This is a genomic window from Arthrobacter sp. S41 (genome assembly GCF_004320535.1).
GTDB lineage: Bacteria > Actinomycetota > Actinomycetes > Actinomycetales > Micrococcaceae > Glutamicibacter.
This window is the reverse complement of record NZ_SIHY01000001.1, coordinates 1,623,186-1,648,156: the sequence shown is the minus strand read 5'-3', so window position 1 is coordinate 1,648,156 and position 24,971 is coordinate 1,623,186. Positions and strand designations below refer to the sequence as shown.

Sequence of the window (24,971 nt, the reverse complement as noted above, 5' to 3'; positions counted from 1 at the left end):
GAATCAGTGCGAACCTAGAAGTAGTGACGCTGCGGACCGTCTGACCCCGGTGCGCTGGGGTTCGGACGGTGCCAGTGTCCGGCGGCCAAAGGCACCGACCAACCGAAACGCAACGACGCAACACGGATGATAAAGGCCAGCGCAGCGATACCTGCTCCGACCGCAGCGTTCATCAATCCAGCGTGCCAGGCTACAGCTGTGAGAGCTGAACCCACCATGGCAGCCATCGCATAAATATCGCGGGGGTTGAACAGATCCGGGGTCACATTAGAAATGACATCACGCAGCAATCCGCCGCCCACACTGGTAATAATGCCTAGCAGCACGGCAGTTACCGGATTGAAGTGATGTTCCAACGCTTTGAGGGTGCCGGTGACACAGAATAGGCCCAGCCCTGCAGCGTCAAAAAGCTGAATGAGTCGGTGCAATTTCTTTACCGCCGGTGTGAAGGCATAAACGCACAACGCGGCCAAGGCTGGTGGCACAAAGTAGATCGGATGCTGGAAGGTCGCAGGGGACTCGTTAAGGATCAAATCTCTGACCACTCCGCCGCCCAAACCGCAGACTCCACCGAGGAAGGCAGAACCTAAGAGATCAAATCCGCGCCGGGCAGCCATTAAAGATCCTGCAACGGCGAAGAAGAAGATGCCGACGAGTTCGATCAGAATATACATTCCAGAGCCCTTAGCGGAGTCGGCGAAGTGTGGTCAATGCCCAATTATTGCCTGTCTGAGCCTTAGCCAACAATCTTGGCGATTTTCACCAGTGTGTTGTGGTTTCTTGTCGTGATGATTCTTCGCTTGGCTTGGGCCTGGATCAGCTTCGCTACTGGGTCAGTGGTGCTGGTTCCCTTAGAAACGATCCAGCAGATGGCCCGGCCGATGATCAATAATTCTCTGGAGTCATCTAACGTCTTGATGGCCTCGCCCATAGCTAGGGCATCATCTTCGCTCTGGCACAGCGTGAGATAACAGTGATGCTCTGCCACTGGATCAGGCAGAGGCATCCCAAAAGGTCCGGATAATTCTTTGATTTCTTCGGCGGTATAAACCAACGTGGGGATCTCGCGTTGGTAGTGCGTTGCCAGAAGTTCATTGCAAGTAGCTTGAATGATCTGCGGGTCAGACTCTTCTGATGAAAGCACCACGTTACCGCTGGCCAGCAAGGTCTTGACCTCGGTGAAGCCGGCGGATAGCAGTAACTGCGACAAGTCCTTCATAAGGACCTTTACGCCACCAACGTTCACTCCGCGAAGAAATACGGCAAATTTACTCATTGTTTTCCAAGCTCTTGAACATGAATCTTCTTAGGGGTCGTTCTGTATCCCAAAGATCGCTAGGATCAAGAATATGCCTATGCACTTGCCTTTCGGATCCTGGCCCTCATCAATCACAGCACAAGACGTTGCTGCAGGGACCAAGCCATTGGGCGGCGCCTGCTTCTACGGCGAGCGGATTATTGTCCAAGAAGGACGCCCCGCTGAAGGTGGCCGCATCACCCTGGTCGATTACGACAGCAACGGCCAAGCTGGCAAACAGCTGGTTGATGCCCCGTTCAACGTTCGCTCACGAGTCCACGAATACGGTGGAGCGAGCTGGACGCTCATCGAACAGGGCGCCGCACAATTAATCTTTGCTAACTTCAGCGACCAGCGTGTTTATTCCTTAACTATTGGCGAAGGCGAACCGACTCCACTTACCCCAGAAAGCATGGTTGATGCTGACCCGGCGCTACGTTTTGCAGAGTTTAAGCGTGGTCCCGAAGGTAGCGTCTTGGCCATCATGGAAGACCTGCGGGCAGAACCTGTACGACACATCGTGGCCATTCCCTTGGACGGCAGTGCTGCCCAAGACCTTTCCAACATACGAATTCTGAGCGCTCCGGCCCGCTTTGTAGCGGCTCCGCGCTTAAGCCCTAATGGTGAGAAGCTGACGTGGATCAGTTGGGAACACCCAAATATGCCGTGGGACTCCACCAACTTGCACCTTGCCGAGATGACTGAAGCAGGAGTGCTTAATAGCAATATCATTGCCGGTGGCGAAGATGTCTCAGTGATGCAACCTGAATGGCTTGATGATGACCGCATTGCGTTCATCTCTGATGCCAGCGGCTGGTGGAATCCCTACGTTTATCAGGATGGGTCTTCACGCACCACTCGACTAGTTGACCGTCCTGCAGAATTTGCAGGACCACTATGGCAGTTAGGTACCAGCTGGTACCTGGTGGAAAACCCACATAGCTTGCTCTGCTCATACGGAACTGGAACCAAATCCTTGGCACGAGTGCATTCGGTGACCGGGGGACTGGACGACATTTCCCTTCCCTTCACCGGGATCCGTCCTTTGGCACTCAAAGACGACTGGCTGTTGGCCGGCACCTCATCGATGACTCACGGTGAGCAGATCATCTTGATCAATATCGAAACTTTGGAACACCGCGAGATCACTCGTTCTATTCAGAGCTTGCCTGACCCAGCCATGCTGCCAGAGGTTGAAGAATTTGAATGCAAAAACCTGGCAGGCCAATCGGTACACGCGCTGCTCTACCGCCCAACCCAAGCAGGCTATGCCGGCGTAGAGGACGAGCTGCCACCATTTGTCACCTTCGTTCACGGCGGACCAACCAGTCAGGCGACGGCAACACTGAGTGCAGCGGTGGCCTATTACACCTCGCGCGGCATCGGTGTTATTGATGTGAACTACGGTGGCTCAACCGGTTACGGTCGCGAATACCGCAACAGATTGCGCGGCTCGTGGGGAGTTGTTGATGTTGCCGACACCGTTGCGGTGATCAACGCACTGATAGGTCAATCAATAGCTGACCCGGCGCGGATCGGCATTGAAGGCGGTAGCGCCGGCGGTTGGACCGTTCTTTGTGCACTGACCTTCGCTGACGTATTTACCGCAGGGATCAGCCGGTACGGTGTCTCAGACCTTGTAGGTCTGGTGCAGCATACTCACGATTTTGAATCCCAGTACATGTTCTCTTTGGTGGGCCCTTACCCAGAAGCCGCCGACCTGTATGAGAAGCGTGCCCCGATCAATCACGTATCAAAGATTTCTTGCCCGGTACTGCTGCTGCAAGGTGACGAGGACAAGGTGGTGCCACCTGCCCAATCGCAGGTTGTTGCTGATGCGCTCGCTGCCCGCGGTATCAAGCACGCCTACATTCTCTTTGAAGGTGAACAGCATGGATTCAGGAAGTCGGAGAATATTGTGCGGGCTTTGGAATCGTCGTTGGCGTTCTACTCACAAATCTTCAACTTTGAGACAGACGTGCCAGTCATCGAGCTGTCCTAGATCTAAAGAGTCATAAGAGAGCTACTGCTCGGAGCCGGGTTCCTGCCAGGAAGCACGCAAGCGATCCATCTCGCGGCGGTCCTTCTTGGTGGGACGCCCGGCACCACGCTCGCGCAAAGGAACTTGCGGGACCACCATCCGTTCACGCGGTGGAGAATGATCGATATAGCACTTGGTGGCTACCGGAGCTGAAACTCGTTTGGAGAGCAAGCCGGTGACTTCAAGGTCTCGGTCAAAACCGTCTTTGCGCACACGAACCCGATCTCCGGAGACCACATTTTGTGATGCCTTAACCGGATCTCCGTTTAAACGCACATGCCCAGCACGGCAGGCAGTAGTTGCCGCGGAGCGAGTCTTGTAAACCCGAACAGACCACAACCAAGCGTCGAGTCGTACTTTGCCACTGGTGGGAATTTCAACCATGACAAAATTCTAGATCACTGGCGTGGGAACTGATTTGTTAGTTGCTCTGGGCGGTGGCGTTGTCACAGGAGGTTTTTAACCGATCCTGGAGAGCTGCCGGGGCCTTATCCCCGGAATCAGCCAACTCGTTGAGAACGTTGACCATATCCTCCGGAAGGCCGCCGCCCTCTACAGACCCCACAATGGAGGAGAGCACACGAAGCTCACTGGAATTGATGGTGCCGTCTTGAATCGGAGCGCACGCCTGACGTACGAGTTCTTTGCTGGCAGCGTCGGTGAGTTGGTCTGACGCACGAGATGCGGTGTCTTCAACTACAGAACATCCGGCACTAAGCAGTGCTACTGATGTTATCGCAAATACCGATGCCACCTTACGAAATTTCACTTTCCCCATGGAACTAAATTCTAGCGACCGATAATGAATTTCAGCTGAATGCTAACCGAGTCGATCATCTGAACTTTAGAGCCGTTAAGACACAATGGATCGGTGAGTAGCGAGCAGAAGAACACAGTAAGTGACCACGGTGTGCAACAGCGAATCATCGCTCAGCTGGCCAAGGAACTGTCCACTGAATCCACGGTTGCCACGTGGCAGGTCAAGGCAGCGGTAGAGCTACTTGATTCGGGATCAACCGTTCCATTTATCGCTCGTTACCGAAAAGAAGTCACCGGAACACTCAGCGATAGCCAGTTACGTTTACTTGAAGAGCGCCTGCGGTACCTGCGCGAACTTGAAGACCGACGAGTTGTGGTGCGCGAAGCGATCGCCGAAGCAGACAAGCTCACCGATGAGCTTTCGGCCGCCATTGCAGCAGCGGCCACCAAGGCTGAGTTGGAAGACATTTACCTTCCCTTCAAATCCAAGCGCCGCACCAAAGCTCAGATCGCTCGTGAGGCAGGGTTGGAGCCGCTGGCAGACCTATTGCTTTCCACTCCTTCAACTGACCCGCAGCAAGCGGCAACAAAGTATCTCAATGCCGAGGCCGGATTTGCCGCCGAAGCCGACGTACTTTCCGGTGCACGTTCCATCGTCACCGAGCGGGTATCTCAAGACGTGGCACTGGCCGGTGAACTACGCGAACGCTTGTGGAAGACTGGCAAGATTTCTGCCAGCGTTTCACCCACTGCCAGCACCGAAGGCCAGGGCAAGTACTCCGATTATCTGGACTACGTTGCTAATCTGGACCGGCTGCCTTCACACCGGGTTTTGGCGCTCCTGCGTGGCGAACGTGAAGGCGTTTTGAACCTGCAGCTGGCTGAAGCTGATCCACACGATGAAGAGGCGGTAGCCCAGGCACGCCAAGGATACGAAAATGCGATCACCGCGTCGCTGGGTCTCAATGTTCCTACCGGTGCGCCAGCTGCGTCCTGGATCTCCCAGACCGTCCGCGTGGCCTGGAAAGCGCGCCTGTTAACCCGCTTTGAGTCTGATCTTCGCTCGCGACTCTTTGACGCAGCAGAAGATGAATCAGTGAAGATTTTCGCCTCCAATCTCCGCGACGTTTTGCTTGCTGCTCCGGCGGGAAATAAGGCAGTGCTTGGCTTGGATCCTGGACTCCGTACCGGCGTGAAGGTCGCGGTAGTGGATCTGACCGGTCAGTGTATTGAAACTGCCACGATCTATCCTCATGCTCCGGTGAAGAAGTGGGACGAGTCCCTAGCAACTTTGGTTCAGCTAGCCAAGAAGCATGGAACGAGCCTCATCGCCGTGGGCAACGGAACCGCTGGGCGCGAAACAGACCGTTTGGCGGCTGAGGTCATCAAGGCCTTGGGCGATTCGAAGATCAGTAAGGTGATCGTCTCCGAGGCCGGTGCGTCGGTCTACTCCGCCTCAGAACTGGCAAGCCAAGAACTACCCGATATGGATGTGTCCCTACGTGGAGCCGTGTCCATTGCTCGCCGCCTGCAGGACCCATTGGCTGAGCTGGTCAAGATCGATCCAAAGTCCATCGGCGTTGGTCAGTACCAGCATGACGTTACTGCTTCCAAGCTAGATCGTGCCCTGGATGCCGTCGTTGAAGACTGTGTGAACGCGGTCGGCGTAGACGTTAATACTGCATCCCCAGCATTACTCTCTCGTGTGGCTGGTGTGGGCCCACGGCTCAGCCGGAACATTGTTGATCACCGAAACGCTAATGGTCCATTCGCCTCACGCAAGGCTCTGCTCAAGGTTCCTCGCCTAGGTGCCAAGGCCTTTGAGCAGTGCGCGGGATTCCTTCGCATCACCGGAGGCAAGGAACAGCTAGATGCTTCGTCGGTCCACCCCGAAGCATATGACTTGGCCAAGAAACTACAGCAGGCGGCCGAAGCTCAAGGGCGTCGACTAGAAGAGCTTAGCGTTCAGGACTTTGTCACTGAACAATTCGGTGAGCCAACGATCCGCGACGTTATTTCTGAATTGCGTCGTCCGGCTCGTGACCCGCGTGGCGAATTTGTGACCGCTTCCCTCAAGGAAGGCGTTGAGAGCCTCAAAGATGTTAAGCCGGGCATGATTCTTGAAGGAACGGTTTCCAACGTTGCTGCCTTCGGAGCGTTTGTTGATTTAGGCGTCCACCAGGACGGTTTGATTCACGTGTCCGCAATGAGCTCTAAGTTCATCTCTGATCCGCGTGAGGTAGTTAGCTCCGGACAGATCGTTAAGGTCAAGGTTTTGGAAGTCGACAGTGTCCGTAAACGTATATCTCTCACCCTGCGTCTGGATGATGAGCTACCTGTAGCTGGAGAACCAAACAACAACGGTGCTTCGCGCCAGCGCAAAACGACCAGTGCTCCTCCTCCTTCTGCGCGCGGTGAAAATCAGCGTGGTGGACAGCAGAACCGTAAGGCTGGGGCGCAAGAACGGCAGCCGGCTGCTTCGGGCAACACTGCTATGGCAGAGGCGCTGCGCAGAGCTGGACTTAGCCGGTAGTTTAGGTGCTGTTCGGTTTACCTAACCTTGGTTAGCATCGGCTACGATTACTTGCTCGCAACGTGGGATGATTCCCTAATTCGGGTTGGACTAAGTGAGTGCAAACTTCAGTGACAAGTAGGGGAAATCGTCCTAGTCTAAAGACATGGAACTTACAGGAAAACTGGCAGAAGCCTTCAGCACTCAGGTAACTCTCGAACTAACCGCAGCCACGGTTTACCGTCAGCTGGCAGTTGAAATGGACGTTAAGAGCCTTCCAGGTATCGCTGGTTGGTTCCGCGCCCAGGCTGGCGAGGAAGTTGTGCACGCAGAAAAGTTCATCACTCACATGACTGACCGCTCGGCTCACCCGAAGATTGGCGAGCAGCCAGCACCAGAGCTGAACATCAAGAGCGTTGCTGATGCTTTTGCAGCATCGTTGGCTCATGAGCAGAAGGTCTCCGAAGCAATTCGTGAGCTTTACCGTCTGGCTCAGACCGAGGGAGACATTGACTCCCTTCCACTGCTGCACTGGTTCATCGATGAGCAGATTGAAGAAGAGGCAACCGTTTCTGAAATTCTGGATCGCGTGAAGCTAATTGGCAACGACGGTAGTGGTCTTTTGCGTCTGGATGCTGAGCTCGGCTCTCGTCCATCCGATGACTAATCGTGTAGGAAGTACGCATCTTCTGAAAATGGAATAAACTTAGGGAAGCAACCTTCGGTTGCTTCCCTAAGTTTTTATTTGAGGTGGTTGTGAACCCATTGGGCTTACCGCATAAGTCGGCTTTGACGTCGTCAGTAACGTTAACCCATCGGACTACTGCCTCGCTGAAACTGCGCAAGGGTGCCGGACGGCACTATGTTGTGCAGAGCAACCTTGCCGAGCTCACCGAGCTCGCCTTGATTGAAGTTCAAGGATCTTGGGCCCATGTGTTTGTTAACGGAATTTACGGCTGGCTGCCCAATATCTATTTGGAGCCAATCCCGACAGTCTTTGATCAGCCAGTTGTGGCCGAGAACGAAGACGAGGATGACTACGCCGAACCGGTGCTCTCCCGTTACTCGCTGATTGAAGCGACCCACGTAACCACGGCGACACTGAACCTGCGCAAGGGCAGCGGCACGGGATATCCCGTACTAAAGGTCATAGATCAGGGCAACAAGGTTCGTTCGATGCTCCAGCAGGGCCTCTGGTCCCAGGTTCAGGCAGGAAAACTTCTCGGTTGGGTACCGAGTATGTACCTGCAGGAGATCCCGGCACGTCCAGCGCGTGGCGGTCTGATCGCCGTACCAAATCAGCGAGCGCTGACCACGATTCGACTCAACGCACGACGCGGTCCGGGCGACCACCATTCGCTGGTACGCATTCTCCCGGCAGATACCGCGGTAATTATTGTTGCGCGACAGGGCGCCTGGCGTCAGATCGACCGCGACGGCGAAGAGATGTGGGTTCCCGCTAGCCAATTGCGGACCGTTTACTAGGCCAGTCATCGGCAGAATAGCTGAATACAAGATCCACTTGCCGTGTTTGAGGCTTGGGGCCCATGGAGCTGCATGCCGGGAGCTACTAGTTAGGCGTTGTTTTCGGTGCATCAAAAGTAGTCCTGCTCCAGGGCGTCTGCAGAGTCCTGAACCGGTCAAATCGTCTTAAAATCTGAGACAAATTTGATCTGGCTTTAAATAGGCAGGAACCCCTGTTAAACATGTGAATGTTCAAGCCCACATGTCAGCACAGGAGTTCCTACGTGCCATCGTCTCATTTGCATGCCTTCATTGACCAATTTGAAGGACTCCACCCCGACATCATTCAACCCAAAACATTCCTTCGCAGCTTAGCGGCACTCCCAGATCCCCGCGCCAAACGCGGCATCCGCCATCCGCTAGCCCATATCTTAGTCATCGTCATCTGCGCGGTCATCGCAGGAGCGAAAAGCCTGGTTGAGATCGCTGAATGGGCTCAAGACACAGCCCCCACAACAGCTGGCCAGATACGGCATCGGAGCACCCCACGCTACAACGATCGCCAGGGTACTTCAGCTCCTGGATACCCGAACTTTTGAGCTGCTCCTTGCTGATTGGGCCCGAAACTTACGTCACCGAACACGCCACAACACAAGAATCAGAGCGATCGCTATCGATGGCAAAGAGGTCCGCGGAGCGAAGAACGGAAACCACCCACGCGTGCATCTGTTATCAGCCATTGACCAAGACTCCCACGCGGTGCTCAGCCAAGTTTCTGTGGGAGTCAAAACCAACGAGATTACCCAGTTCACAACCTTGTTAGATCACGTGACGGACCTTAAAGGTACCGTCGTGACAGCCGATGCCCTACATACGCAAAAGGGACATGCTAGGTATCTGCATGGGCGTGAAGCGCACTATATTTTTACTGTCAAAGGCAACCAAGCCAAGCTTTTGGCTGAGCTTGAGCAATTCCCATGGGACGCTATGCCGGAAGGTAATCGTACTATTCAGACGAAGAATGGGCGTCGGACCATTCGCACAGTCAAAAGCGTCACTGTGACCACCGGGACTAGTTTCCCGCATGCGACCCAAGCAATGCAGATCACCCGTAAATCACGGTCGTTAAACTCAACGAAGTGGCATCTTGAGACGGTGCATGCATTGACGTCGTTGCCGACACATCTTGCAAGTCCCCGAGAGTTGGGCGAACGGGTTCAAAAGCATTGGGGTATTGAGAACGGCCTGCATTGGAGGCGGGACGTGACTTGGCTGGAGGATAAATCTCAAGTCAGGACCGGGAATGCTCCGCACGCGATGGCAACGTTGAGGAATATCGCGATTTCGTTACTTAAGAATCTCGGGCACAGTAATTTGGCGAAGGCTACGCGGAAGCTACGCAATCATCCTGACCGAGTGTTGTCGCTGATCGGTTTGGACACCAGTCACTGACTTTGCAGACGCCCTGGGCGCCTGGCATTGTTATTCGTACGTCTAACGGGATTGAACGATATTCAGAGCTCATTCGATCTGCTTGGCTGCACTCGCAGCAGCGGTTGGCACACCGAACTTCGCAGCGGCGTGGTTCCCGTGCCCGGTTCATCATCAAAAGTGGTTAAGCCCTTGACCCTGACAGCTCAATCATTGACCGCCGGTCTTTCAAGGCTACGGACGTGGTGGATGTTTTGGAGGGCATCATTGCCGAAAACGGAATCCAACCGACGTTCGTGCGGTGCGATAACGGGCCTGAATTCACTGCCGGCGTGCTGGTGGATTGGTGCAACAATGTTGGGGTGCGCACTGCGTTTATCGATCCAGGTTCGCCCTGGCAGAACGGTTTTATTGAGTCGTTTAATGCGCAGTTCCGGCGTGAACAGCTCTCTGGGGAAATCACGGATACCGTGGTGGAGGCAAAGTATGCGGCCGATGAATGGAAGGACATTTACAATCAGGAACGTCCCCCATGGTTCCTTGGATGGAATGACGCCGTCCCGGTTATGGGATGAATGGGTTAGAGAGAATCAGTGAGCTATCGCATAGATGCTGGACCGCTCAAAGGGACCCAACCAGTCTCAAGTCGGAGATGTTCCATGGAGAGCACTTTAGGGATCTTGGAGAGCCCAAAGTGGAAATTGAAGCGTACATCGATTGGTGCAACACGAATCGGCGCCATAACCTTGTAGCCTGAGCAGGGACTATTATTTAGCTAGTCCAACTTTCGGGACCCAGTTCACTGCGCAAGGCAGTCTTCCGGGGGTATGCAAATCCGTACAATTAGTCCGGGTAGTCGAACTGATACTGACTAAGCCTGTCAGGGTCGAGTCAGTACCTCCGGGGCGGAATTCGAGTGCATACCCGCCGGCCATGGTGGTGAGTCGCCGTATTCAAAGACCAGCAGCCGAAATCATGGAATAGGTCTCGTCCAAAAGTGACAGTTTAGGACTTTGAGATGGATTAGTGCTGGTGCAAGTCGTGGCGAGTAGAGTCTCGTTGCAGCTATCGACAAGAGTAAAGGCAGGTATCTGAGCAATACTCGGATACCTGCCTTTACCAGTGTGGTTATTCGCCGACGTAGAACAGTCGCTTGTTCACGAATTCATCCATACCCAGTGGTCCAAGCTCACGGCCGAAGCCCGAGCGCTTCACACCACCGAAAGGCATTTCTGCACCCTCGGCACTTGGAGTGTTGACGTTGGTCATGCCGGTCTGCAGCTTCTGGGCTACCTTCGAGGCACGCTCCACGTCGGTGGAGTGCACCGAACCGCCAAGACCGTAGATGGTGTCGTTAGCCAAGTCTGCAGCTTCTTCATCGCTGGTCACCTTGTAGACCACTGCTACAGGGCCGAACAGCTCTTCGTAGTAGGCGCGCATGTCCTTGGTGATGCCGGTCAGCACAGCAGGGGAGTAGTAAGCCGAAGGGCCATCGTGCAATACGCCACCGGCGTGCAGGGTTGCACCCTTGGATACTGCATCCTGAACCTGCTCGTGCAGGGACTCTGCTGCCTTGCGGGAAGAAAGTGGTGCGAAGGTTCCTTCTGCTTCTTCCATTGGGTCACCCGGCTTCAAGCCATCGGCACGCTTGGTCAGCTCTGATACGAACTCGTCATAGATGTCTTCCATGACAATCATTCGCTTGTTCGAGTTACATGCCTGACCGGTGTTATCGATGCGGTAGCCCCACGCGGTATCAACGATTGCCGGAACATCATCCGAGTCGAGAACGACGAATGGATCCGAGCCACCTAACTCCAGTACAGCCTTCTTCAGGTTGCGGCCAGCCTGCTCACCAATGATGGCGCCAGCGCGTTCGGAACCAGTCAAGGAAACACCCTGGATGCGGGTATCAGCGATGATGGTGGAAATCTGGTCATGGGTAGCGAAGACGTTGTTGTAAGCGCCTGCTGGGACGCCAGCTTCATCCATGATTTCCTGAATAGCCAAGGCCGAACGTGGGCAAGACTCAGCGTGCTTCAAGATGATGGTATTGCCCAGCATCAAGTTAGGTGCTGCGAAGCGAGCAACCTGGTACAGCGGGAAGTTCCAAGGCATGATGCCAAGCAATGGACCAACTGGGCGCTTCTGCACGACAGCCTTGCCACCGGAGAAGGACTTGATTTCCTGATCCGCAGCTAAGGTAGGGCCCTCGCTTGCGAAGTATTCAAAGATTTCCTGGCAGTACTGCGCTTCGCCTACTGCTTCAGAAACGGGCTTACCCATTTCCGTGGTCATGATCTTGCCAAGTTCATCCGCACGTTCGGTGAAGAGTGCTCCGACTTTGGAAACAATCTTTGCGCGTTCGTTGATGTCTACGTCCTGCCATGCCTCGTAGGCAGACTGGGCGGCAGCTAGTGCCTGCTCAACTTGCTCGTCGGTTGCTGAAGCGAATTCTTCGACAACCTCGCCGGTAGCAGGGTTCAAAACCTTATAAGTTGTGGCGCTCATCAATGCTCCTCTCGTTAATGCAGATTGGTCAGCGTAAGCCTGTAACTTGACGCTATCGGACTTCACTCGATAAATGAATGTAATTCACTTCATTCCGCGTCTACTCTGAGCTTATCCTCAGATTCGTGTTTGAGCCACTATGAAGAAGCAAATTTTGAACGGTGGGAAATAACGTGCTTATTGACCACCAAGAAAGGGCCGTGGTCTGCCCAGGGAACCTAGGAAACCGCGGCCGCAGACTGATCCTCTTGGTCAGCGGCGAGAGGGGTACTAGCTGATAGCTGAGGCACGCCACCAGTCGATGCCCGCATCACCCTGAGCGATCTCTGCGATGCTGGAAAGTTCAGCTTGCGTGAACTCCAGATTCTTCAGAGCACCCAAGTTCTCATCGAGCTGCTTAGTTGAAGAAGCGCCAATGAGCACCGACGTTGCAGCGCCATCGCGCAACAACCAAGCCAGAGACATCTGTGCTAGTGACTGCTCGCGCTGCTGTGCAATCTCGTTCAAGCGACGCACCTTGGTGAGGTTTTCTTCGGTGAGCTGGCTTTCCAAAGAACGCCGGCCACCTTGACGCTCAACATCGGTGGTGGACAGATACTTATCGGTCAGCAGACCTTGTGCCAACGGAGTGAACGCAATCGCACCCATATTCTCCTTCTGCAAAGTCTGCAGCAGGCCATGCTCAACCCAAGGATTGAGAATGTTGTATGAAGGCTGGTGGATGACGAGTGGCGTGCCCAAGTCATCGGCAATTGCCTTGGCTTCAGCGGTACGTTCTGCAGAGTATGAGGAAATGCCGACATAGGTGGCCTTGCCCTGGCGGACCAAGGTATCCAGAGCGCCGATGGTTTCCTCTATGGGAGTGTCTGGATCAAAACGGTGCGAGTAGAAGATGTCAACGTAGTCCAAACCCATCTTCTCCAAGGAGGCCTCGCACGACGCGAGCAGATACTTACGCGAACCGAAAGTACCGTAAGGACCTGGCCACATGTTGTAGCCAGCCTTGGATGAGATCAGTAGTTCGTTGCGGTAGGCCTTGAAGTCCTTGCGCATCATGCGCCCGAAGTTCTCTTCTGCCGAGCCAGCTGGAGGCCCATAGTTATTGGCTAGATCAAAGTGGTTGATTCCGTGGTCAAAGGCATGACGGAGAATTTCGCGCTGGGAATCAAAAGGACGGTTATCACCGAAATTCCACCACAGCCCTAACGACAATGGTGGAAGGCGTAAACCGGACTCACCCACACGGCGGTAACCGAAATGCTCATACCTGTCGGCTGCAGCGGTGTAAGGGCGGTGCAATTCGTTGACGGCCGGGATTCGCTCGTATTCCACGAGACACCTTTCTGCCAGCGTCGATGCTGACGGGGTGGATGACGGAGGGTCTTCCATTTCAGAATATGGCAAGCGACCTGAGTCGCACGATACCTGCCGGTAAATCTGCTAAATGCGTAACGCGCATGCTGGTGGGCAGACGAGCCCAGGTAGGCGCAGCTTAAATAGAAGAACCGATCCAGCAGGCCAAGGAGGTAACGCCTGTGTGGATCGGTTCTTCTAAGTCACTCGCACCTTAAGAAGGTAATCACCACACTAGGAGCCGAGTCTTGAAACAAGCTGAGTGCTAAGTGTGTGCTCACTGCAAGATGCATAGTGATTAGTAATTTGAAGGTGGGTCAGAAGCCGGGAAGGATTCGTCTTCCCATTCTTCGACAAGCGCTTCATCGTGCTCGTCATGACGTTTCTTTTCTTCGTCAGCTGCGAGCTGTTGCTCGTCGGTTAGTTTCTCGCTCATAGTATTCCCCCTTTTTCTACTTGGATGGTCTGCCGTGATCGGTGGCCTTGGCCTGTTCACGTACTGTCAGTCTTCACCTAATGCACGGCATTGTCGATAGCTTGTACGGAACTCGGATTTCGCCATCCTCGCTTCGAAGGGATTTAATCAAAGACATGCCAATGATCAATAATCCTGTCGACGGTTCAGATATCTTCTTTGATGATGATGGTGCAGGCGGAGAGCCAATTCTCTTCTTACATGGCTCTGCTTTGTCTCGCTCTATCTGGCGGGGACTGGGGTACACCAAAGCTCTGGGCGAAGATCATCGAACTATCCGCATGGACCTGCGTGGACATGGGAAATCTTCCAAGTCTCATGACGTTGCTGATTACACGATGGACAAGGTCATCAGCGACATCCAAGCAGTACTTCAACATCTCAACGTTGATCGAGTACATGTTGTTGGCTATTCATTTGGTGCGCGTACCGGAATGCACCTGGCCATGACCCACCCTGAACAAGTTATTTCATTGATCATGCTTGGTGGCACTTTCGAAATTACCGAAGGGGAGATCGGCAAACTCTTCTTCCCCGGATACCTTGAAACCCTGCGTCGCGGAGATATCGAAGGATTTGTTACTGGCCAAGAAACCAACGGCAAGCTGGATCCTGCCACAAGGCTGGCGTTTAGATCCAATGATCCGCTGGCCCTCGCTGCATATTATGAAGCAGCCGAAACAGTACAAAATGTTGAGCTGAGCGAACTGGCCAAAATTAGGATTCCCACGCTGTTGCTGATTGGCACTCGGGATCAACCCCGCTTTGACCAAAACAAAATCATGGCCCGCACGTTGCCCAATGCGCGCATGGTGGCCCTGCCCGGGCGCACCCATGGCGGAACCTTGTTCCCGATTGACCCGATCATCTCTGCCATTCGATCCTTCTGGTCCGGACGAAGCGTATGAGCGATGGTGGCTTTGATCTTGAACGGATCTCAACGGGTCTGGCCTTTGGCCCGAGCCGCAATGAGCTGTTTGATGCCCTAGCAAACAATCCTTCTGGACCACTAGTCATTCAAGCACCGCCGGGCTCTGGTAAAACCACCATTGTTCCGCCAACGGTAGCCAATGCACTAGATCAGGCAGGGTTGAACGGAAAGATAATCGTCACCCAGCCTCGCCGTGTGGCAGCTCGTGCAGCGGCTCGACGCTTAGCGCAGTTGGACGGAACCGCTCTGGGTGAGCGGGTGGGCTTTGCCGTACGTGGAGAACGAAAAAGTTCGGCCAACACCCGCGTTGAATTTGTGACCGCCGGCTTGATGCTGCGCAGGTTGCTGGCGGATCCAGATCTGGCCGGCGTCAGCGCGGTCATTATCGATGAAGTCCACGAACGCTCGATTGATACCGACCTTCTTTTGGCGATGGTGAATCAAGTCAGTCAATTGCGTGATGACCTCTCACTGATTCTGATGAGCGCCACCTTGCATGCCCAAGAACTTGCACAGTTTCTAACCCGTGAGGCTGCGGCTCCGGTGCTCAGCGCGCGCACCGCACAGTATGAGGTCGCCGAAAGCTTTGATAGCTTTTCATCGGCTCGAACCAATGAGTTTGGGCTCAAGGACGAATACCTTCGACATGTGGCCAGCGTGAGCCTTCAGCACTCCGCCGCCATGAATGCAGACAGTGATGAACCGGTTGACACCTTGGTTTTCCTTCCCGGCGTGCGCGAAGTAGAACGTGTCTGCGCTCAAATTTCGGCCAGTGGCGTCACCGCCCTGGCCCTGCACTCGCAAATATCCTCGGCGCAACAGGACTCGATACTCAATGTTCCAGAGTCGGGCAGTGCACCACGAATTATCGTCGCCACGTCCATTGCTGAATCCTCGTTGACCGTCCCTAGAGTTCATCTTGTGATTGATGCGGGTTATGCCCGCGAACCGCGCCGGGATAACGCCAGAGGAATGTCAGGGCTCGTGACCGTGGTGGCCAGCCGTGCCGCCGCAACGCAGCGTGCTGGCCGGGCTGGACGACTTGGCCCTGGACGTGTTGTGCGAACCTTGGATCCAAAGTCATTTGCTGCGGCCGCAGAATTCTCCACCCCGGAAATTCGAACTGGTGATCTGGTATCAGCGGGGCTGGCAATGGCCGTCTGGGGAACACCGCGAGGTGAGGGACTAGACCTTTGGGAAGCGCCACCAGCATCCACCATGGCTAGTGACGAGCAGGTGCTCAAGAGCCTTGGTGCCGTGGATGATTCTGGGTACATCACCGCCCAAGGTGAGCAGATGGCCAAGATTCCCACGGACCCACGAACTGCTCGCGCACTGCTCGACGGTGCACAAATCTACGGGTCCCGAGCAGCTTCTGAAGCTGTGGCTCTCTTGGCGAGCTCTGAGCGAATCGCCAGCGCGGATCTACACGAGTTGGAATCGGCAGTACGGCGCAGTTCGCATCCTGGGAACCGTGCCTGGAAGCAAGAAGCCGAGCGACTTGAACGACTGCTAGAACAGCACACCGGCGCTTCCTTAGCTAAGCAGCAACTGGCTGGCACAGAGCGCGATGCGCTGGCCGGTGTCAGCGCTTTGGCCTACCCACAATGGGTGGCGCGTAAGGTCAGCCACGATGAATATCTATTGGCATCAGGCACTCGTGCCACGTTGCCGAGAAATAGCCCGTTGGCCCATGAAGAGTACGTGGCTGTAGTCGAGGTTGCCCGTGCTGGGTCTAAAGCAATGATCCGACGTGCCGTCGGTATTGAGCTGCAGACAGCCATGGAGCTTCTTCCGCAGCTACACAAGAGCGTTGAAACTGCCGAATTTATCGATGGGAAGATTAGCGCACGAAAGATAGAAAACTTTGGCGCCATCGAGTTAGCTTCCCATCCGATCAAAGCCACTGAAGAGCTCGGTATGAAAGCTGTTGAGTCAGCAATTCAAGACCAAGGGATGGCCTTCTTCGGTGAACATGAAAACTTTGATGCTCTGCGTCGGCGAATGGCTGTGGCCTACCGTTTGCTCGGCGAACCCTTTGTTGCCGTGGATAATCAATCGCTAAGTAATGATGCACAGAACTGGTTGCAACCTGTTCTGCGTCAGGTAGCCAACGGAAAGAACGTGGCCAAGGTTGATCTGTACTCTGCACTGCGCAACTTGCTGCCCTGGGAGCACGCTCACGACTTTGATTCCTTAGTACCGCAACGTCTAGAAGTTCCATCAGGATCAAAGATTGTTGTTACCTATCCACCGGTAGGGGACAGTGGCCCGGCGGTGGTCGCGGTGAAATTGCAAGAGTGCTTTGGACTGGATAAATCCCCGCGTTTAGTTAGGGACAAGCTCCCGGTACAGTTCCATCTACTCTCGCCGGGCGGTTTTCCGCTGGCAGTGACGGAAGACCTCGTGAGCTTCTTTAACGGTCCTTACGCGCAGGTTCGTTCCGAGATGCGTGGGCGTTATCCGAAGCATCCATGGCCGGAGAATCCGTGGGAGCATGTGGCTACGGCCAAGACAAAAAATAGATTAAATCGTCAGTAGCGATGGACAAAACGTTGGAGACCAGTTCAATGTGAACTGGTCTCCAACGTACTGACTACGTGTGTGCTTTAGTCTTAGGCGAAAGCTGAAATGCCAGTGATATCGCGTCCCATAATCAAGGCCTGAACGGTTTCAGTGCCTTCATAGGTATGGATTGCTTCAATATCGGCAAAGTGTCGCGCTACGCGGTTGCTGGTCAGAATACCGTTGCCGCCGAGCAAGTCGCGAGCGTTAGAAGCGATGGCACGAGCGGTACGGGTAGCGGTGTACTTGGCCAAAGAGGCCTGCGGGCCGGTGAGCTCGCCAGTGGTTTCTCGCTTAGTTGCCTGCATGACCAACACCTGAATGGACGCCAGCTCGGACTGCATGCGAGCCAAACGCTCCTGCACAATCTGGCTTGCGGCAAGCGGGCGGCCAAACTGCACGCGCTGCTTGGCGTAGTTCACTGCCGACTCATAGCAGGCAGTGGCATGTCCCACCGCGGACCAGGCAACGCCCAGACGAGTAGCGAACAGTACTCGTGAGGTATCCTTGAAGCTTGTTGCTTCCGGCAAGACATCTTCGTCGGGAACAAAGACGTTTTCCATGCGAATGTGTGCCTGCCAGATGGCACGCAGGGAGAGCTTATTAGCAATGGTCGTCGCGCTGTAGCCTTCGGCATCCTGACGGACAACAAAACCGCGGACCTTACCTTCATCATCGCGTGCCCACACGATGGAGACGCCACCAATCGAGCCGTTGCCGATCCATTTCTTTTCACCGCTGATCCGGTAGCCGCCCTCAACCTTGGTTGCTCGGGTTTCTAGCGACACCGAGTCAGAACCGTGGGTCGGTTCGGTCAGCGCAAATGCGCCGGGTAGCTCGCCGGCGAGCATTGGCAAACCATACTTCTGAATTTGTTCTGGGCTACCGCAGTACAGCACTGAGCGCACCGCAAGTCCACCCTGGACACCAACAATGGTGGCCACCGACCCATCGCCGCGGGCCATTTCCATGTTGACCAAACCGGCCGCCAGCGGACTCATTTTTTCGTGGGAGTCTAAGTTCAAGCCGTCACGAAGCAGATCCAGTTCGCCTAGCTTCTTGATCAGGTGCAGCGGGTACTCTGCCTTGTCCCAGTATTCATGAATGTCTGCCTTGACTTCATCCAAGATGAATTTACGTGCCTTAGCGCGCCAAGCGTTGTCAGCGGCATCCACATCAGCGAAGACTCCGGTGGGGTCAATGTTGACGTCATCTGCCCACAAATCGTAATCAGGCTCAACAACTCCGGTGGGAAATTCCATACCGGTTGACTGCTCTGTCATCTCAGGCGCTCCAAAATTGGCTAGAGGGAAAAGGTATCACCTCAAGCCTAGTGGAACTCGGTGTCATGTCAAGAAACTAGGTTTCAAAACGCGGGAGCTTTGTTAGCCTCGTTCTTTGAGCGCTGCCGAGACCGCTTGCAAGATGGACTGCTCGTCGGCGCCTGGATCCAACACTGATACAACAACGGTGGGGGCCGGCGAAGCTGTGACCGATTCGCTACCTTCAGAACCCAATAAGTCGGCAAAGCGCCCTAGGAACAACCGGACATCATGTGCCAGTTTGCCTCGGTCGGTACTGGTGGGGTCCTTGATCCAGCCGCGCAGGTGATCATTGTGAATTGCTACCAGCCCTGCGCTGACGCCCAAGCACAGAGCCTTTTCCGAGGCGGTGTTGGTCAACCCGCGTCGGGAGAGGAAGTCGTAAAAAGCGCGTTCGTAGCGATGGGTAGAAACCAGCTCTCGTTCACGCAACGAGGAAACAGAGGACAGCAGCTTATGGCGCAGCTGAGCTCCTTCTGGATTAACCGTGTACTGATCAAAAACTACATGGGCCGCATCAACAAGGGTCGAAATTGCGTCCACGGATGAGGCAGCCAGAGTTGTCTGAACGTGGGTGATGATCATTTCTTGGTCGGCAAATACCATGTTCTCTTTGGAGCCAAAACGGCGGAAGAAAGTAGAACGTGAGATCCCTGCGGCGGTTGCCAGCTCATCAACACTTGTGGCGTCAAAGCCTTGTGAAATTAGCAAATCAAGTGCGGCCGGAGGTACAGCGGAAGAAGCGATCATGATTTACGAATTTAGCACGAAACTTGTTTACAGAATCCTGAGAACAGACAAGCGCGCCGTCGAAATGATTGTGAACCACACCCGCCATGACTACGCTGAACAGTAACGCGTTCTTTTATGGAACGCTTTTTGTTCACAACGGAAAGAGAAGTGAGGGCCCATGGGAATCTCGATCGCAAACGCCGCACTACGATTGGTCAGTGGCGCATTCATTCTCAACAGCGGCATCAACAAGCTGCGCATTGATGAAGCTAGCGCAGCCGGTCTGCAGCAGATGGCCTCCAACGGTGTGCCTCAGCTAGCCGAACTAGAACCAAGTGTCTTTGGCAAGGTTGTTTCCATCTCGGAAATCTCACTGGGTAGCGCACTGTTGCTGCCACTGGTGCCATCACGTTTGGCGGGTCTAGGACTGGGTGCATTCTCTGCAGTTCTACTCTCCTCCTACCTACGTACCCCAGGTATGACCGAATCTGATGGCGTACGTCCAACTGCAGACGGCACCGCGTTGGCCAAGGACTTCTGGCTTGCAGGTATCGCAGCTGCATTGATCTTTGCTCGTAAGGGCGCCAAGAAGGTCAAGAAAGACAAATAGCATTGCGCCGTTGCTGACTCTCAAAGTTCACCAGCGGTAAGTTGAGCCTGAAGGCTGGCGTTGTTAGTGGTTAGATTTGGAACACAAGCTAAGAGGAGAACCAATGGGTTTCTTAGATGATGCAAAGAAGAAGCTGGGCGAAGCAGTCGAGAGCGCAAAAGAGTTCGCCGGTGAAGCCACCGAGAACATCAAAGACTTTGCTGCTGATGCTCAAGAGAAAATTGGCGAAAAGGTCGATGAGTTCAAGGGTGACAACACCGACGGCCCTTCGGACAAGGTCTAATTAGCACAGAGAAACGCCCTTGCGAATGACGATTGATCGTTAATCGCAAGGGCGTTTTTCGTGCCTACGGGCAGCAGGCCTTGAAGCTAGGCTTTCTTGCCAGGGCTGAGGAATGCTGCCACGATCACGGCGGCGACAGCGACAAATCCGGGTAGCAACAGTGCCTGACCCAGACCAACCGATGTTGCTTCCATCAGCGTTGCTGGATCTTTAGATCCGGCCTTTTCGATCTGTGCCTGGACACGAGAATCCATCATCACCGCGATCAATGCTGAACCCAGCACCGAACCGATCTGACGGGTGGTGTTGTAGATACCGGAGCCAGCTCCAGCATCGCGTGGAGTGAGGTCGCGGGTGGCAGCCAAGGAGAGCGACGGCCAAATCATTGCAGAGCCGACACCCTGAACGGCCGAAGGAATCAGCAACGTCCACAGCGGAATCGCGGCGTGCATCATGAACGCATAAACCACCGTGGCGCCACCAAAGAGTATGAAGCCCGGAACTGCGAGTTTGCGTGGGCTGAGCTTGTTGACCATCTTGCCCAAGCGTGGGGCGATGAAAATACCAACCACGGCCATAGGTGAAATCATCAGCGCAGACTCGGTAGGAGTCAGTCCACGAACGTTCTGCAAGAAGAAGACCATTGGCAAGCTCATGGTGGCGATAGTGACGCCCATGGCTGCGATGGCAACGTTGGCCAGCGAAAAGTTGCGGACCTTGAATAGACGCAGCGGAACCAGTGGCTCAGATTTGGTCTTGTTCTGCCACCACACAAAAACGGCCATCAGTAGGATGCCGGCAATGATTAGGTGCCATGAGGAAATTGGGCCAATGAATGGCTCCCAGTTCGAGGACTGGCCTTCCTGAATACCAAAGACTAGGCAGAACATCGCCACTGCCGAGAGCGCAACACCCAGCCAGTCAAAGGAGTGGGCCTGCGGGGCCAAACGCGGAACAAACTTGAAGACCATGACCAAGCTGACTACAGCAATAGGCAGGTTGATGAAGAAGATCCATTCCCAGCCCACGGAGTCAACTAATAGGCCGCCGGCGATAGGGCCGATCAGCGAGGCAATACCTGCTACGGCGCCCCACAGTCCCATGGCAGCACCGCGGTGCTGGTAAGGGAACAGACGGGTAATCATGGTCATCGCCTGGGGCGAGATCATCGCGGCACCCAAGCCCTGAACCGCGCGGGCTGCAACCAATGAGCCCAGCGAATCAGACAGGCCACACCACAGTGAAGCCAAGGAGAAGATGACCATACCGATGAGGTAGATATTGCGTGGTCCAAAGCGGTCGCCAAGGCGTCCAGTGACCAGTAGCGGCACTGCAAAGGTGAGCAGGTAGGCGCTGTTGACCCACAAGATGCTGGATATGTCAGCATCCAAAGAAGTCATGATGGAAGGCATCGCTGTGGAGACAATCGTGGTGTCCAACAGGATCATGAAGAAGCCGATGACTAATGCCCAGAGGGCACGCCACGCGGCTTTCTTATCAAAGTCAGTATTAGGGTTCGCAGTTTCAGGCACTGGTCAAGGTTAGTGCCTGATTGCCGACAAAGGAATCAATAGTTAGCCTATGAGGGCGAATCAGTCGAAACTCACATCACCTGAAATGCGAGTCTCCACATCGCCACTGACCCACACACCTTTTTCGGTGGCTTCGATATGCAAGATCGCGCCACGACCAACTCGGGTTCCCTGGCGTACGGTGTATCGCTGCGGAGCGTAACCGGACTGAGTCAGCCAAATGCCGAAGGCCGCGTTCAGTGAACCGGTGGCTGGATCTTCTGGCACCGCTTCTCCCGAGACAAAGGCGCGTACCTCGAAGTCGGCAGGCGGTTGCAGAACTACCGAGCCAAAGCGTTCTTCGGAACGTTCAAGGTCGGAGAAATCTAGGGGGCGAAGTTCTTCTCGGGTTCCAGAAACCCGGGGGAGTACTGAACCACGTGGCTGCCAGACGCCGTGAGAAACACTGGACGCCGTATAAGGTCCGATGACTCCAACTTCAAGCCCTTGCAGGGCTTCGTAGTCTGGTTCAATCCCCAGAACGATATCTGCATCGCGCAGAACGAGACCCGCAGGATGTGGACCGTTGACCAGCCACTGGTGGTCAACCACGTCGTCCTCGTGAAGGCCCAGGCCACTAATGGCCCATTGCAGGACATCAGGTTCCAAAGGGCCTGAACGAGTCAGTGGAGGAGCTAAGAAGGCCAGGCGACGTGAATGGCTGTCGGTGCTTTCGCGTTCTACGCGGACCGGAACCAATCCTGCTTCGCACTGTTGAATGAGATTTCCGCCCGGGCCGGGGACTCCGCCTGACTCTAACCAAGCATGCGCCGCACCCAAGGTGGGATGCCCGGCGAAGGGCAGCTCGGTACTCGGAGTGAAAATACGGATTGCGTAGTCGGCCTCTTCGGAAGTGGGCTCAACAAAAAATACCGTTTCGGCAAGGTTCAGCCACTGGGCGAAATGTTGCATCTGGTCATCAGTGAGTTGATCAGCGTCGAATACGACTCCTAGCCCATTGCCATTAAAAGCAGTGGGCGCGAAGACATCAACCTGCTGATAAGCAAATGTTCGGCTCATACTTAGCATGGTGGCACATTAATCCTCAGGTTGATCGGGTGTTACGCGCAGGGCCTAGCAAAACGTAATCAAGAGATCCATGCTTAGTCCTCATGCGGTATCCGGCACCGCCAGCACCAAATCCACAACGGGTACTGTGAGCAAAACCGCTGAAAAATAACGGCCTAGACAAGGATTCAACAAGTTTCTGCACAGCATTTTTCTAGTGCCTTGTGCCATCCTTAAAACATGTCACCTACCCCCGTTGAACCTATAGACGATACGGTCGAGGAAGTTATAAAAGTTTCAAGCTTTCTTCCTGAGTCCATGCAATTCTGGGCTGTCGTTCTGGCCGGTGCAGTCGTTGCCGCGCTCTTAGCCTTCGCCTTTAGTACCGTTGCGCGGCGCATGCTCAAACGCATCGGTGTAGAAGAAGCCGATGTTCGCGCTACCCGACTTCCCTTCTTTGGATTGGTCACCTCAATCATCGCCAAGTCGGCCTTTGCCCTCTTCTACCGGGACCGTTCTTGGTACAACCCGTGGCAGTTTGTCATCCTGATCATCCTGGTAATCTTCCTGACGTGGTTCATCATCAAGCTGGTGCGCGTTGTCGAATCAGGCATGATGCTGCGGTTCGAATCAAAGTTTGGTCCTGGGCGTCGTTTGGCCAAGGTGCAAACTCAGGTGGGGTTGATGCGCCGCGTGCTCATCGCCGTATTGTGCATCCTCGCAGTAGCCGCCGTGCTGTTGACCATCGAGCAAGTCAGGGCCCTGGGCGCAGGACTTTTGGCCTCAGCTGGTCTGGCCTCGGTAGTTGTCGGTTTGGCTGTGCAATCAACGCTGGCCAATGTGTTTGCCGGGCTGCAAGTTGCCTTCACCGATTCAATCCGAGTGGATGACACCGTGGTGGTTGAGGGGGAGCGTGGCTCGGTTGAAGAAATCACCCTGTCCTATGTGGTGGTCCTACTGTTGGACGGTCGCCGAATGATTCTGCCCTCCACGTATTTCACCACCACACCGTTTGAGAACTGGTCACGTCGCAGCACTGAAATTTCTGGCAACGTCGCGTTGCAACTGAAACTTAATGCGCCGGTGGCCTACCTGCGCGAGCGCACCACCGAGCTACTTGAAGCGTCGGACTGGTGGGATGGCCGAGAAAATGAGCTTCTGGTGACGGATGTTCAGAATGGTCTACAGACCGTGACCATCTACCTCTCCTCACGAAATGCCGGAGACCTGTGGAGTCTGCGCAATATGATCCGCGAAAAGCTTTTGGGCGAGCTACTAGAAAGCTACCCGGAGTGCCTACCCGATCCTCGGATGGTTCCCGGCAACACCGTCTGATCCTGAAGTAAGAGCGTAATTAAGCAATTGACCCCCAACACCACATTAGGTGTTGGGGGTCAATTGCGTTCAGTGTGATTTAGAGGCGAAGAGCTGCCGGGCCATAGTCGTCGTAACGTTGCTGTCTGGCGGTGGCCTCGCGCAGGGCGGAAATCAAAGACTCGGCCTTGTCGATGAGGTCCTGAATCAGTTCATCATCGCGTTCCACCCAGAGGTACTCGGGCACATCACGCAACGGAATAAAATCCTGATGTTCTTCCCAAACAAACAGCGTACGTTCTGCCCCAATGACATGCTGTTGCCACAGAATCTGGCGCAGGTAGTTCTTGGGGATTCTTTTCAGTGGCTTATTGGTGGTCTTGATTTCAGCTAAGACCGGAGCACCGTCAGCATCAAATCCCAGCCCGTCGGGGGTGGCTAAATGAAGTCGTGAAGCTTCGGAATGAAAAAGCTGGGACGAAGGGAAAATGTTGAAATTTTCTTGCACCCAGGCGGCGATGACTGGCTCGCGCTTGCGACCGTGATCGGTGTAGGGATTACCGGAAAAACCGTTGCCGTAGAGCTTGTCCCACGCGGCATTCTTGATGGACTTCTCAGTGGAAAGTTTGGCCACGTCGGTGGCGGTGATGCCCTGCGCTCGTGCCCGCAGCCATTCAATACGATTAGTTGAATCAGCGAGGACGCGTTGGAAACATTCATGTTCAACGCCGGGCACAGTTATCACCTGATCTATTCTTCCCCATAAACCCAGAAGAACCGTGCATCTGCAGC

23 protein-coding genes and 1 pseudogene are annotated in these 24,971 nt (G+C 54.6%); 12 read left to right on the top strand and 12 right to left on the bottom strand.

Features of this window, described 5'->3' with window-relative positions; all coding sequences use genetic code 11:
* Positions 1-14: 14 nt before the first annotated feature.
* Positions 15-674, bottom strand: coding sequence for a TRIC cation channel family protein (locus EYR88_RS07580; protein ID WP_131089042.1), 660 nt, complete (start codon positions 672-674; stop codon positions 15-17).
* 62 nt (positions 675-736) lie between these two features.
* The gene (locus EYR88_RS07575; RefSeq protein WP_131089041.1) at positions 737-1,276 is read right to left on the bottom strand and encodes a DUF1697 domain-containing protein; all 540 of its coding nucleotides are present in this window, start codon (positions 1,274-1,276) and stop codon (positions 737-739) included.
* 79 nt (positions 1,277-1,355) lie between these two features.
* Here EYR88_RS07575 and EYR88_RS07570 point away from each other — a divergent pair, with 79 nt between their 5' ends.
* Positions 1,356-3,299 carry a prolyl oligopeptidase family serine peptidase gene (locus EYR88_RS07570; protein ID WP_242632486.1) on the top strand — a complete coding sequence of 648 codons (1,944 nt, stop codon included), beginning with the start codon at positions 1,356-1,358 and terminating at the stop codon, positions 3,297-3,299.
* Between the two features lie 21 nt (positions 3,300-3,320).
* Here the strand turns inward: EYR88_RS07570 and EYR88_RS07565 are convergent, their stop codons facing one another.
* Entirely contained in the window at positions 3,321-3,722 is a 402-nt protein-coding gene (locus EYR88_RS07565) for an RNA-binding S4 domain-containing protein (RefSeq protein WP_131089039.1), read from the bottom strand.
* A gap of 37 nt (positions 3,723-3,759) precedes the next feature.
* Complete coding sequence (locus tag EYR88_RS07560) at positions 3,760-4,116, bottom strand: hypothetical protein (protein WP_131089038.1); 357 nt, start codon at positions 4,114-4,116, stop codon at positions 3,760-3,762.
* 93 nt (positions 4,117-4,209) lie between these two features.
* On the opposite strand from EYR88_RS07560, the gene EYR88_RS07555 reads away from it, so the two are divergent.
* The 6 genes and pseudogenes from EYR88_RS07555 to EYR88_RS07530 form a co-directional block, all read left to right on the top strand.
* Positions 4,210-6,630, top strand: a complete 2,421-nt coding sequence (locus EYR88_RS07555; protein WP_131089037.1) for a Tex family protein — start codon at positions 4,210-4,212, stop codon at positions 6,628-6,630.
* Positions 6,631-6,775: 145 nt separating this feature from the next.
* Positions 6,776-7,276 carry a ferritin gene (locus EYR88_RS07550; protein ID WP_131089036.1) on the top strand — a complete coding sequence of 167 codons (501 nt, stop codon included), beginning with the start codon at positions 6,776-6,778 and terminating at the stop codon, positions 7,274-7,276.
* Positions 7,277-7,398: 122 nt separating this feature from the next.
* Positions 7,399-8,094, top strand: coding sequence for an SH3 domain-containing protein (locus tag EYR88_RS07545; protein ID WP_131089035.1), 696 nt, complete (start codon positions 7,399-7,401; stop codon positions 8,092-8,094).
* Between the two features lie 263 nt (positions 8,095-8,357).
* Positions 8,358-8,672 carry a transposase family protein gene (locus tag EYR88_RS07540; RefSeq protein ID WP_165477299.1) on the top strand — a complete coding sequence of 105 codons (315 nt, stop codon included), beginning with the start codon at positions 8,358-8,360 and terminating at the stop codon, positions 8,670-8,672.
* The gene (locus EYR88_RS07535) at positions 8,560-9,525 is read left to right on the top strand and encodes an ISAs1 family transposase (RefSeq protein ID WP_242632549.1); all 966 of its coding nucleotides are present in this window, start codon (positions 8,560-8,562) and stop codon (positions 9,523-9,525) included. The genes EYR88_RS07540 and EYR88_RS07535 overlap by 113 nt, the downstream gene beginning before the upstream one ends.
* Positions 9,526-9,710: 185 nt before the next feature.
* Positions 9,711-10,101 (top strand): annotated as a pseudogene (locus tag EYR88_RS07530) (integrase core domain-containing protein); the annotation flags it as partial.
* Between the two features lie 531 nt (positions 10,102-10,632).
* On the opposite strand, the gene EYR88_RS07520 reads toward EYR88_RS07530, so the two are convergent.
* The 3 genes from EYR88_RS07520 to EYR88_RS16005 all read right to left on the bottom strand — a co-directional run bounded on the left by EYR88_RS07520 (position 10,633) and on the right by EYR88_RS16005 (position 13,804).
* Entirely contained in the window at positions 10,633-12,015 is a 1,383-nt protein-coding gene (locus tag EYR88_RS07520; protein WP_131089031.1) for an NAD-dependent succinate-semialdehyde dehydrogenase, read from the bottom strand.
* 270 nt (positions 12,016-12,285) lie between these two features.
* Positions 12,286-13,347, bottom strand: a complete 1,062-nt coding sequence (mgrA, locus tag EYR88_RS07515; RefSeq protein WP_242632485.1) for an L-glyceraldehyde 3-phosphate reductase — start codon at positions 13,345-13,347, stop codon at positions 12,286-12,288.
* A 319-nt stretch (positions 13,348-13,666) separates the two neighbouring features.
* The gene (locus EYR88_RS16005; protein ID WP_165477297.1) at positions 13,667-13,804 is read right to left on the bottom strand and encodes a hypothetical protein; all 138 of its coding nucleotides are present in this window, start codon (positions 13,802-13,804) and stop codon (positions 13,667-13,669) included.
* A 155-nt stretch (positions 13,805-13,959) separates the two neighbouring features.
* On the opposite strand from EYR88_RS16005, the gene EYR88_RS07510 reads away from it, so the two are divergent.
* Both EYR88_RS07510 and hrpB read left to right on the top strand, forming a co-directional pair.
* Complete coding sequence (locus EYR88_RS07510) at positions 13,960-14,751, top strand: alpha/beta hydrolase (protein ID WP_242632484.1); 792 nt, start codon at positions 13,960-13,962, stop codon at positions 14,749-14,751.
* Positions 14,748-17,315, top strand: a complete 2,568-nt coding sequence (gene hrpB / locus EYR88_RS07505) for an ATP-dependent helicase HrpB (protein ID WP_131089030.1) — start codon at positions 14,748-14,750, stop codon at positions 17,313-17,315. Before EYR88_RS07510 ends, hrpB begins: the two co-directional genes overlap by 4 nt.
* A gap of 74 nt (positions 17,316-17,389) precedes the next feature.
* Here the strand turns inward: hrpB and EYR88_RS07500 are convergent, their stop codons facing one another.
* Both EYR88_RS07500 and EYR88_RS07495 read right to left on the bottom strand, forming a co-directional pair.
* On the bottom strand, positions 17,390-18,622 hold the full coding sequence (locus EYR88_RS07500; RefSeq protein WP_131089029.1) for an acyl-CoA dehydrogenase family protein: 1,233 nt from the start codon (positions 18,620-18,622) through the stop codon (positions 17,390-17,392).
* Positions 18,623-18,724: 102 nt separating this feature from the next.
* Positions 18,725-19,411, bottom strand: coding sequence for a TetR family transcriptional regulator (locus EYR88_RS07495; RefSeq protein ID WP_131089028.1), 687 nt, complete (start codon positions 19,409-19,411; stop codon positions 18,725-18,727).
* A gap of 160 nt (positions 19,412-19,571) precedes the next feature.
* Here EYR88_RS07495 and EYR88_RS07490 point away from each other — a divergent pair, with 160 nt between their 5' ends.
* Positions 19,572-20,003: a DoxX family membrane protein gene (locus tag EYR88_RS07490; RefSeq protein WP_131089027.1), complete on the top strand. Its 432-nt coding sequence runs from the start codon at positions 19,572-19,574 to the stop codon at positions 20,001-20,003.
* A gap of 103 nt (positions 20,004-20,106) precedes the next feature.
* On the top strand, positions 20,107-20,286 hold the full coding sequence (locus EYR88_RS07485; protein WP_131089026.1) for a CsbD family protein: 180 nt from the start codon (positions 20,107-20,109) through the stop codon (positions 20,284-20,286).
* Between the two features lie 86 nt (positions 20,287-20,372).
* Here the strand turns inward: EYR88_RS07485 and EYR88_RS07480 are convergent, their stop codons facing one another.
* The gene (locus EYR88_RS07480) at positions 20,373-21,818 is read right to left on the bottom strand and encodes a DHA2 family efflux MFS transporter permease subunit (RefSeq protein WP_131089025.1); all 1,446 of its coding nucleotides are present in this window, start codon (positions 21,816-21,818) and stop codon (positions 20,373-20,375) included.
* A gap of 60 nt (positions 21,819-21,878) precedes the next feature.
* Entirely contained in the window at positions 21,879-22,877 is a 999-nt protein-coding gene (locus tag EYR88_RS07475) for a PhzF family phenazine biosynthesis protein (RefSeq protein ID WP_242632483.1), read from the bottom strand.
* A 228-nt stretch (positions 22,878-23,105) separates the two neighbouring features.
* Between EYR88_RS07475 and EYR88_RS07470 the strand changes: the two genes are divergently transcribed.
* Entirely contained in the window at positions 23,106-24,200 is a 1,095-nt protein-coding gene (locus EYR88_RS07470) for a mechanosensitive ion channel family protein (protein ID WP_131089023.1), read from the top strand.
* A gap of 79 nt (positions 24,201-24,279) precedes the next feature.
* Here the strand turns inward: EYR88_RS07470 and EYR88_RS07465 are convergent, their stop codons facing one another.
* A complete protein-coding gene (locus EYR88_RS07465; RefSeq protein ID WP_242632482.1) occupies positions 24,280-24,924 on the bottom strand; it encodes a YqaJ viral recombinase family protein in 645 nt (214 codons plus the stop codon).
* Positions 24,925-24,971: the final 47 nt, after the last annotated feature.

Excerpts from the sequence above, each read along its gene's own strand:
- EYR88_RS07580 (WP_131089042.1), bottom strand. The coding sequence starts at position 674 with ATGTATATTCTGATCGAACTCGTCGGCATCTTCTTCTTCGCCGTTGCA.
- EYR88_RS07575 (WP_131089041.1), bottom strand. The coding sequence starts at position 1,276 with ATGAGTAAATTTGCCGTATTTCTTCGCGGAGTGAACGTTGGTGGCGTA.
- EYR88_RS07570 (WP_242632486.1), top strand. The coding sequence starts at position 1,356 with ATGCACTTGCCTTTCGGATCCTGGCCCTCATCAATCACAGCACAAGAC.
- EYR88_RS07565 (WP_131089039.1), bottom strand. The coding sequence starts at position 3,722 with ATGGTTGAAATTCCCACCAGTGGCAAAGTACGACTCGACGCTTGGTTG.
- EYR88_RS07560 (WP_131089038.1), bottom strand. The coding sequence starts at position 4,116 with ATGGGGAAAGTGAAATTTCGTAAGGTGGCATCGGTATTTGCGATAACA.
- EYR88_RS07550 (WP_131089036.1), top strand. The coding sequence starts at position 6,776 with ATGGAACTTACAGGAAAACTGGCAGAAGCCTTCAGCACTCAGGTAACT.
- EYR88_RS07520 (WP_131089031.1), bottom strand. The coding sequence starts at position 12,015 with ATGAGCGCCACAACTTATAAGGTTTTGAACCCTGCTACCGGCGAGGTT.
- EYR88_RS16005 (WP_165477297.1), bottom strand. The coding sequence starts at position 13,804 with ATGAGCGAGAAACTAACCGACGAGCAACAGCTCGCAGCTGACGAAGAA.
- EYR88_RS07510 (WP_242632484.1), top strand. The coding sequence starts at position 13,960 with ATGCCAATGATCAATAATCCTGTCGACGGTTCAGATATCTTCTTTGAT.
- hrpB (WP_131089030.1), top strand. The coding sequence starts at position 14,748 with ATGAGCGATGGTGGCTTTGATCTTGAACGGATCTCAACGGGTCTGGCC.
- EYR88_RS07500 (WP_131089029.1), bottom strand. The coding sequence starts at position 18,622 with ATGACAGAGCAGTCAACCGGTATGGAATTTCCCACCGGAGTTGTTGAG.
- EYR88_RS07495 (WP_131089028.1), bottom strand. The coding sequence starts at position 19,411 with ATGATCGCTTCTTCCGCTGTACCTCCGGCCGCACTTGATTTGCTAATT.
- EYR88_RS07490 (WP_131089027.1), top strand. The coding sequence starts at position 19,572 with ATGGGAATCTCGATCGCAAACGCCGCACTACGATTGGTCAGTGGCGCA.
- EYR88_RS07485 (WP_131089026.1), top strand. The coding sequence starts at position 20,107 with ATGGGTTTCTTAGATGATGCAAAGAAGAAGCTGGGCGAAGCAGTCGAG.
- EYR88_RS07475 (WP_242632483.1), bottom strand. The coding sequence starts at position 22,877 with ATGAGCCGAACATTTGCTTATCAGCAGGTTGATGTCTTCGCGCCCACT.
- EYR88_RS07470 (WP_131089023.1), top strand. The coding sequence starts at position 23,106 with ATGTCACCTACCCCCGTTGAACCTATAGACGATACGGTCGAGGAAGTT.